Source organism: Planktosalinus sp. (assembly GCF_059864935.1).
In genome coordinates this window covers 1-8,361 of record NZ_JCBCCK010000197.1, presented here as the reverse complement: position 1 = coordinate 8,361, position 8,361 = coordinate 1, and the positions used below count along the sequence as shown (strand labels likewise).

Sequence of the window (8,361 nt, the reverse complement as noted above, 5' to 3'; positions counted from 1 at the left end):
CACCAGTTTGTTGAGGTATTGTGAATAAGGCACGACGGCTTCAGATTCTGATTTAAAAAAATTGTTGTACCACACTGAAAGCAGCGCAAGTATTACCGGTATATTGTTTTCAAAAGGTGCGGTTTTAAAATGCAGGTCCATTTCGTGTGCACCTTTAAGAAGCTTTTCAAAATTGGGATACCCTACAGCCAGACAAATGCTAAGCCCAACTGCACTCCAGAGTGAAAAACGTCCGCCCACCCAGTCCCACATCGGGAAGGTGTTTTCTGATGTGATTCCAAAATTTTCTACTTCTTTACTGTTTGCTGAAACGGCTACAAAGTGGGCTTCAATATCGAGTATAGTGGCTTTTTCCAAAAACCAGTTTCTCACCGTTTGAGCATTGGTAAGTGTTTCTTGAGTTGTAAATGTTTTTGAAACTATGATAAAAAGTGTGGTCTCCCTGTCAAGTTTTTTTAAGACCTCTCTCACGTGATCACCATCTACATTTGAAATGTAATGCACCTTGAGGTGGTTTTTGTAATAGGAAAGGGCTTCAGTTACCATATCAGGACCCAAATCACTGCCGCCTATTCCAATATTTACTATATCAGTAAAAGGTTTGCCGGTGTATCCCCTGCGGGTTTTATCAACGATGCGTTTGGAGAACACCCGCATGTTTTTTAGGGTCCTTTTTACTTCTTTGGGTAAGTTTTCAAAATTGCGAAGGTCGTTATGACGCACTGCCCGGTCTTCGGTTTCGTTGATTTTTTCTCCTGAAAACTGGGCTTCAATGGCTTCTCTAAGTTTGACTTCTTCAGTCAGTTCAAGCAGCAAGTTTTTGGTTTTCGCGTTGATTCTGTTTTTGGAATAATCCAGATAAAAATCATTCCAGCTGATTGAAAAATCCTGAGCCCGATTAGAATCTTCAGCAAAAAACTGTTGCATTTTTTTGTCTTTGATTTCTGCAAAGCGCTTGGTCAATGCGGCCCAGGCTTTGGTTGTTACCGGATTTACTTTCGGAAAACTCATTGGTTTAGTTTGTTTTTTCTGTAATATTCAATCAATCCGTCTATGGGTCTTCTAACGACGTTTCCAAGTTCCAGATTGTATCTGTTCAGGCAATCTTTGATGATTTCTTTTGAAAAATGGGCGATGGAGCCAATAAAATGGACAGGCACTTGTTGCGCTTCTTTGTAGCACAAGATTCGATTTTCAATAAACTTAAGTACGCCTTCGCTAATCAGGTTGTAAAAATAAGCGTTTCCTTTTTCATCGGTAAAAATAAATTCGGCAAAAGAGGCGAGATAGGTATTAGGGTTTGGTTTTTTGTATAAATTGATTTTGATGAAATCGGGATTGAGGTCGAAGCGTTTTTCAAATTCTACCGCAAGTTTGACAGGCATTTTTTTGTAGAAATAATCGCGAAGGAGCCGTTTCCCGAAATAATTGCCACTGGCTTCATCCATCAAAATAAACCCCAGCGACTCTACATTTGTCGTTGCCGATTTTCCGTCAAAATAACAGCTGTTTGAGCCTGTACCGAAAATGCAAACAATCCCGGGTTGGTCTGTAACAGCCAATGCGGCTGCCAGCATATCTTCTGCCACGGCGACTTTTGCTTTGACAAATAGTTGTTGGAGTATATTGTGGAGTATTTCTCTGGGAGTAATCGTCCCGCAACCGGCACCATAAAAGTCGAGGGCTTCTACCTGATTGAAAACAGCGACAAGTTTGGGGTTGTTTTTGATGCGATGCAGGAGTTCGTCTTCAGGAACCACAGTGGGGTTTAGTCCCAATGTCCGTGTTTTTAACAGGATGCTGCCAGATTGATCAAGCAACACCCAGTCACATTTTGTCGAGCCGCCGTCTGCGATTAGTGTCATATTACTATTGAATAAAACTTGATTGTTTAGTTTAACAAATAATTGAATCGTTCTGCCACAAAGGCTCTAAGGCTCTAAGTTTCACAAAGAGTTATTTTACCATTCTCTTAATTCCGCTTTTAATTAATGGCACATTGAAATTAATTAAATAACCTAATCTCAACCCTGTGAGTTTGAGATGACTTAAAAGTTGTGCTTCCCATACCGGGTTAACTGTTTCTATGGCTTTTAGTTCACATATCACTAAATCATTTATAATAACATCCAACCTTAGTCCTTCATTAAAAACGATTCCGTCAAAAACTACAGGTACATCCACCTGTCTTTTTACAAAGTACCCTTTTTCGTTTAGAACATGACAAAAACAAATCTCATAAACCCTCTCAAGCAATCCGGGCCCAAGTTCTTTATGTACTATATACGCGGCATCAACAACTGCTTTACCAATTGCTTCTTCTTCAGCAGAGAGTGATTCAAATTTGTTCATAAGTCAAATTTCTTTGTGCTTCTTTGTGACTTTGTGCCTTAGTGGCTAAAGCGATAGAGTCAAATAAAAATCCTTCTTGCATAGAATTCTATAATTTTGCTACATGCTCAGCCAAATCCACCAGCTTAGACGAATAGCCATACTCGTTGTCATACCAGGCTACTAACTTAAAAAAATTATCGTTCAGGGCAATGCTGGCTTCGGCATCAAAAATACATATGTGTTCGTCTGATACAAAATCCTGAGAAACTACGGCATCTTCAGTGTAAGCTACCAGCCCTTTGTAAGCACCGTTTGATGCTTTTTTTATGGCTGCTTTTACTTCATCAAAAGATGCCCCTTTTTCGGTCCTGACTGTTAAATCAACTACTGAAACATTGGCGGTTGGCACTCTAAAGGCCATACCGGTGAGTTTGCCTTTTAGTTCAGGAATCACCTTAGTAACCGCTTTTGCCGCTCCGGTTGAAGCGGGAATGATGTTGATAAGCGCACTGCGCCCCGCACGGAAATCTTTTCGTGATGGACCATCTACCGTAAGCTGTGATGCCGTCGTGGAATGAACGGTTGTCATCAACCCTTCAACAATTCCAAATTCGTCATGAATGATTTTAGCCAGCGGCGCCAGACAGTTGGTGGTACAAGATGCATTTGAAACAATGGTATCTTGGGCTTTGGCTTCGGTATGGTTCACACCCATAACAAACATAGGCGCATCTTTGGAAGGTGCAGAAATGACTACCTTTTTTGCGCCGGCTTTGATGTGTTTTTGAGCACCCTCTTTTTCAGTAAAAAAACCTGTGCATTCAATGATGATATCTGCTCCGGCTTCATTCCATTTTAGGTTTTCAGGATCGCGCTCTGCGGTGACTCTTATTTTTTTTCCGTTGACCAACAGTTGTCCATCTTTGGTGGAAACTTTACCGTCAAATCTTCCGTGAACGGAGTCATATTTTAAAAGATAAGCCAGATGATCTACATCAATTAAATCATTTACGGCTACTACCTCTATATCTTTTCTTTGTTCTGCAACTCTTAATACCAGTCTTCCAATGCGGCCGAAGCCGTTAATTCCAATTTTAATCATAGTTTAATTTTATATTGATGTGATGTCTGCAACCCTGATGAGTTCCAGATCTATTTCTTGTTTTTCTTTGATGGCCTCTGCAAATGGCACCTGTACCATTTTGTTGTGTTGAGTACCAATCATAATGTCGCGTTTTCCTTCCAGTAAGGCGTCAACAGCAGCAACCCCCATACGGCTGGCCAAAACACGATCATAGCAACTGGGTGAACCTCCTCTTTGGATATGTCCTAAAACAGTGACCCTCACATCATAGCCTTCCAGGTTTGTTTTGATGAATTCAGCCAACTCAAAGATATTTTTCCCAATCTGGTCACCTTCTGAAACCACAATGATACTCGATGTTTTTCCTGACTTTTTACTTCTTTTAAGCGACTCTATCAAGCGGTCTTTGCCCATATCTTCCTCGGGAATCAGGATTTCTTCTGCTCCGGCACCGATGCCTGCATTGAGTGCAATATGTCCGGCATCCCTGCCCATGACTTCGACCAGGAATAATCGATTGTGGGAATTTGCGGTATCCCTTATTTTATCGATGGCTTCGACAACAGTGTTTAATGCAGTGTCATAGCCTATAGTATTGTCTGTGCCGTGAATGTCGTTGTCTATCGTTCCGGGCAGTCCAACTATTGGAAAGTCAAACTCATTGATAAAAATATTTGCACCTCTAAAAGTGCCGTCACCGCCAATAGCAACAAGGGCATCTATCCCTTCTTTAATCAGGTTATTGTATGCTTTGGCACGACCTTCTATTTCGTAAAAATCTTTGGAACGTGCAGACTTTAAGAAAGTGCCTCCACGATTAATCAGGTTTTTAACAGAACGTGCATCAAGAACTTTGAAGTCACCTTCTATCAATCCCTGTAATCCCCTGAATACTCCCACACTTTCAAGCCCATGATAAGTGCATGACCGCACAACAGCCCTGATGGCAGCATTCATTCCAGGTGAGTCACCTCCACTGGTGAGTACTGCTATTTTTTGTGGTTTTTTTGTCATTATGTAAATCTAAAGCAATAAACTGATTTCTGCAAAAAGATTTCAAAACTCTAACGATTTCGGTTAATAATTTTTTTTAGAAAATGAGGAATCCCGTAAAAAACATTAAATCGGTCTACTTAGGTTTGTTAAAAATAGGAACAATGACAAAATATTATGTAACAAAACCCTTGAATCAAAACTTTGAACAAGAAATTCACAAAGAGTCATGCTTATATATGCCCGCACTGTCTGAAACAACTTGTTTGGGAGTTTTTAATGATGACAGTTTGGCCTTAGAAGAAAGTCAAAAATTTGGACACAAAACAAACGGATGCTTCTGGTGTTGCAGGGAAATTCATTCTAATAATAATTTAAAAATAATTTAATTACTGTCTCATAAATACAACAAGCTATTTTTTATTAGACTAATTGAGGAATTCCGTAAAATTCAATCATAACTTTCATTTAAGTTTGTCTTTTTGCTTGTCATTGCTAACAACATGTTGTAAGCGCCCGGGGCGGCACCCGGGCAACCCCCTCGCTTATCTATATTGAATATGGGGATATTCATATAGATTTGAGGGGGTTTTCATTTTAATATCAATAGATTCAAAATTGTTTATTTTATGTAATTTTACAAAGAAACCAAAGATATTAGTAAACTAATGATTGAACTGTTAAGAGAACAATTTGGACATCTATTTGAAGAAGAGTTACTTCAGGAAATTGACAAAGTTGGCGTTTTTAAAGGAATTAAAGAAGGCGAAATGCTTATGGACATCGGCAACTACGTTACGGCTATGCCTTTATTAATTTCGGGAGCCATTAAAGTGATGCGTGAAGATGAAGACGGTGATGAATTACTACTCTACTTCCTTGAAAGAGGCCACACCTGTGCGATGACATTAAGCTGCTGTCTGGGACATAAAAAAAGTGAAGTCAGGGCGGTTGCCGAAACAGATACACAACTCATTATGATTCCCGTTCAAAAAATGGAGGAATGGACATCCAAATACAAAAACTGGCGCAATTTTGTATTTAACAGCTATCAAAACCGTCTTGACGAAATGCTGGAGACCATAGACAACATTGCCTTTATGAATATGGACCAACGTTTGTGGAAGTACCTTCAGGAGAAAGTGAGAATCAATAAAAGCAAAAGGATTTTAAGCACCCATCAGGAAATTGCTTACGACCTGCATACTTCAAGAGTCGTGGTTTCACGACTGTTAAAATCACTTGAAAAACAAGGGAAAATTAACCTTCAACGTAACGCTATCGAGATTTTGAATTAATTTAAAGTGTAACTTTGATTGCATTACATATAATACCAAGATTATACTTTTGCTGCAAAATTTGAATTCATGGAAGTGTTAGAATTGTTTGGATATCTGGCTGCTTTGCTCATTGGAGTGGTACTCGGTCTAATTGGTGGAGGCGGCTCCATACTCACCGTGCCGGTATTTGTATATCTATTTGCCATAAACCCGGTAACCGCAACGGCATATTCCCTTTTTGTTGTGGGACTTACAGCATTGGTGGGTGCTTTTCAAAACATAAGAAAAGGTCTGGTGGACTTTAAAACAGCTATTGTTTTTGCCATACCCTCGTTTGTTGCCGTCTATCTCACCCGAAGATATATAATGCCTTCTATTCCGGATAACATATTGGCAATAGGTGATTTTATGTTGACCAAAAACATCGCCATTATGGTGTTTTTTGCCATCATTATGCTATTGGCCTCCTGGTCGATGATTCGCAACAAGCGCCCTGAGCCTGAACCCGGAACAGCCCTGATTTACAATTACCCGCTCATTGTTATTGAAGGCTTTATTATTGGCATACTTACCGGCTTGGTGGGTGCCGGCGGGGGATTTTTAATTATTCCCGCTTTGGTTTTGCTTGCCAAGTTGCCGATGAAAAAAGCAGTAGCCACCTCGCTGCTCATTATTTCAGTAAAATCACTCATAGGGTTTATTGGCGATATCGAAACCATGGAATTGGACTGGAACTTTTTGATGGTGATAAGTTTATTATCCATTATTGGTATCTTTGCAGGAGTAAAACTCAATCACCTCATCGACGGAAAAAAATTGAAGAAAGCCTTTGGGTGGTTTGTTTTTATCATGGCAATTTATATCTTACTAAAGGAATTTTCCTTATTGTAACCAAAGTCACTTTTAACTACAAACCGAGGTTATAAATCTGCATCAGAAAAAACAAGGAAGAATCCCCATAAAAAAATTGAATTATGAATACAGCACAAAATCAAAATAACGAGATTCCCGCCTTCGAGGGAATAGAGCAGATTTATACCGGTTGCTTGGCACAGGGAGCTTATTACATTGAAAACAACGGCGAAGCGGCCATTATTGACCCTTTACGCGAAGTGCAACCCTATATAGACAGGGCTGCTAAAGACAACGCCAAAATCAAATATATTTTTGAAACCCATTTTCATGCCGACTTTGTAAGCGGTCATATAACCCTTTCCAAAAGAACCGGTGCGCCCATTGTTTTCGGCCCTACAGCAAACCCATCGTTTGATGCCACCATAGCCGAAGACGGACAGGAGTTTCAAGTGGGAGAATTGACCATAGTAGCATTACACACGCCGGGTCATACAATGGAGAGCACTACTTACCTTTTAAGAGATAAAAACGGAAAAGACATTGCCATTTTTAGTGGTGACACCTTATTCCTGGGCGATGTGGGAAGACCTGATTTAGCCCAGAAAGCAGCTTCTATGACTCAGGAAGAATTGGCCGGATTACTCTATGACAGCTTGCGCACCAAAATCATGCCGCTGGCCGATGATGTGATTGTTTACCCCGCTCACGGAGCCGGTTCAGCCTGCGGAAAGAATATGATGAAAGAAACCGTGGACACTTTGGGCAACCAGAAAAAAATGAATTATGCCTTGCGTGCTGATATGATCAAAGAAGAGTTTGTTAAGGAAGTCACCGATGGCCTTGAACCGCCACCACTCTATTTTCCGTTAAACGTAAAAATGAACAAGGAAGGCTATGACGATATTGACGATGTTATAGAACGAGGTACTTTGGAGCTTTCTCCCGATGCTTTTGAAACGGCTGCCAATGAAACCGGTGCTATAATTTTGGATGTGCGCCATCAGGATGACTTTGTAAAAGGGCATATCCCACGCTCCATATTTATCGGACTTGACGGTGGGTTTGCTCCTTGGGTGGGTGCCCTGATTGCCGATACTGAACAACCTATACTATTGGTTGCCCCACAAGGCCGGGAAGAAGAAGCCGTTACCCGCCTATCGCGTGTTGGTTTTGACAAGACACTAGGCATAATCGATGGTGGGTTTGAAGCCTGGAAAAATGCCGGAAAAGAGACTGACAGTATCGAAAGTATTTCGGCAGAAGAATTTAAAAACCGTTTGGAGAGCAAAGACATCCCGGTATTTGACGTTAGAAAAGAAGGGGAATACACTTCGTCTCATATTGAAAAAGCAACGTTAACACCCTTAGATTTTATCAATGAACACCTGTCGGAATTTCCTTCAGATAAGGATTTCTATGTGCATTGTGCCGGTGGTTACCGCAGTGTGATAGCAGCCTCTATCCTTAAAAGTCGAGGTGTACACAATCTGGTAGATGTGGCCGGTGGTTTTGCAGAGATTAAAAAAGCAGGGATACCTGTGACCAATGAAATCTGCCCCACTACATTAAAATAAAAAGCAGTATGTAACAAAAGTTACAGTAGATTGAAACACACACCACTATCTTAGTAATATAAATTGTCAACCCTAAAAAACGTTTTAAAGTATTGATATTCAATAAATAAAGTTAATTTTTTTTGGTTAAAGATGCAAGTTTTTGTATATTTACTTTGTAAATCTTGCATATTTTTTAAATGAAACCACATCAAAAACCAATCAATCAAAGTAGTTTGTTTTTTAATTTTGAAGATACCTT

Annotated in this window: 10 protein-coding genes; 4 read left to right on the top strand and 6 right to left on the bottom strand. The window is 40.1% G+C overall.

The annotated features are described in order from the left end of the window. The 5 genes from AC6F75_RS07145 to pfkA all read right to left on the bottom strand — a co-directional run. On the bottom strand, positions 1–1,011 hold a 1,011-nt coding region (locus AC6F75_RS07145; RefSeq protein ID WP_500714279.1), incomplete at its 3' end, for a phosphoglucose isomerase-related protein. Next, on the bottom strand, positions 1,008–1,865 hold the full coding sequence (locus AC6F75_RS07140) for an N-acetylglucosamine kinase (protein WP_500714278.1): 858 nt from the start codon (positions 1,863–1,865) through the stop codon (positions 1,008–1,010). The genes AC6F75_RS07140 and AC6F75_RS07145, both read right to left, overlap by 4 nt. Before the next feature lie 91 nt (positions 1,866–1,956). After that, positions 1,957–2,352, bottom strand: coding sequence for a GxxExxY protein (locus tag AC6F75_RS07135; RefSeq protein WP_500714277.1), 396 nt, complete (start codon positions 2,350–2,352; stop codon positions 1,957–1,959). Positions 2,353–2,440: 88 nt separating this feature from the next. Further along, the gene (gene gap, locus AC6F75_RS07130) at positions 2,441–3,436 is read right to left on the bottom strand and encodes a type I glyceraldehyde-3-phosphate dehydrogenase (RefSeq protein ID WP_500714276.1); all 996 of its coding nucleotides are present in this window, start codon (positions 3,434–3,436) and stop codon (positions 2,441–2,443) included. Positions 3,437–3,445: 9 nt separating this feature from the next. Beyond that, complete coding sequence (gene pfkA, locus AC6F75_RS07125; protein ID WP_500714275.1) at positions 3,446–4,432, bottom strand: 6-phosphofructokinase; 987 nt, start codon at positions 4,430–4,432, stop codon at positions 3,446–3,448. Between the two features lie 143 nt (positions 4,433–4,575). Here pfkA and AC6F75_RS07120 point away from each other — a divergent pair, with 143 nt between their 5' ends. From AC6F75_RS07120 to AC6F75_RS07105, 4 genes are all read left to right on the top strand, one after another. Then, positions 4,576–4,800, top strand: coding sequence for a hypothetical protein (locus tag AC6F75_RS07120; protein WP_500714273.1), 225 nt, complete (start codon positions 4,576–4,578; stop codon positions 4,798–4,800). A 279-nt stretch (positions 4,801–5,079) separates the two neighbouring features. Further along, positions 5,080–5,709, top strand: a complete 630-nt coding sequence (locus AC6F75_RS07115) for a cyclic nucleotide-binding domain-containing protein (protein ID WP_500714272.1) — start codon at positions 5,080–5,082, stop codon at positions 5,707–5,709. A 69-nt stretch (positions 5,710–5,778) separates the two neighbouring features. Next, entirely contained in the window at positions 5,779–6,582 is an 804-nt protein-coding gene (locus tag AC6F75_RS07110) for a TSUP family transporter (protein ID WP_500714271.1), read from the top strand. An 83-nt stretch (positions 6,583–6,665) separates the two neighbouring features. After that, the gene (locus AC6F75_RS07105; protein ID WP_500714270.1) at positions 6,666–8,120 is read left to right on the top strand and encodes a rhodanese-like domain-containing protein; all 1,455 of its coding nucleotides are present in this window, start codon (positions 6,666–6,668) and stop codon (positions 8,118–8,120) included. Positions 8,121–8,170: 50 nt separating this feature from the next. Here AC6F75_RS07105 and AC6F75_RS07100 read toward each other — a convergent pair. Further along, a partial coding sequence (locus tag AC6F75_RS07100; protein WP_500714269.1) for a hypothetical protein occupies positions 8,171–8,361 on the bottom strand: 191 nt, incomplete at its 5' end.

Coding starts and splice junctions, on each gene's coding strand:
- AC6F75_RS07120 (WP_500714273.1), top strand. CDS start 4,576: ATGACAAAATATTATGTAACAAAACCCTTGAATCAAAACTTTGAACAA.
- AC6F75_RS07110 (WP_500714271.1), top strand. CDS start 5,779: ATGGAAGTGTTAGAATTGTTTGGATATCTGGCTGCTTTGCTCATTGGA.
- AC6F75_RS07115 (WP_500714272.1), top strand. CDS start 5,080: ATGATTGAACTGTTAAGAGAACAATTTGGACATCTATTTGAAGAAGAG.
- AC6F75_RS07140 (WP_500714278.1), bottom strand. CDS start 1,865: ATGACACTAATCGCAGACGGCGGCTCGACAAAATGTGACTGGGTGTTG.
- AC6F75_RS07105 (WP_500714270.1), top strand. CDS start 6,666: ATGAATACAGCACAAAATCAAAATAACGAGATTCCCGCCTTCGAGGGA.
- gap (WP_500714276.1), bottom strand. CDS start 3,436: ATGATTAAAATTGGAATTAACGGCTTCGGCCGCATTGGAAGACTGGTA.
- AC6F75_RS07135 (WP_500714277.1), bottom strand. CDS start 2,352: ATGAACAAATTTGAATCACTCTCTGCTGAAGAAGAAGCAATTGGTAAA.
- pfkA (WP_500714275.1), bottom strand. CDS start 4,432: ATGACAAAAAAACCACAAAAAATAGCAGTACTCACCAGTGGAGGTGAC.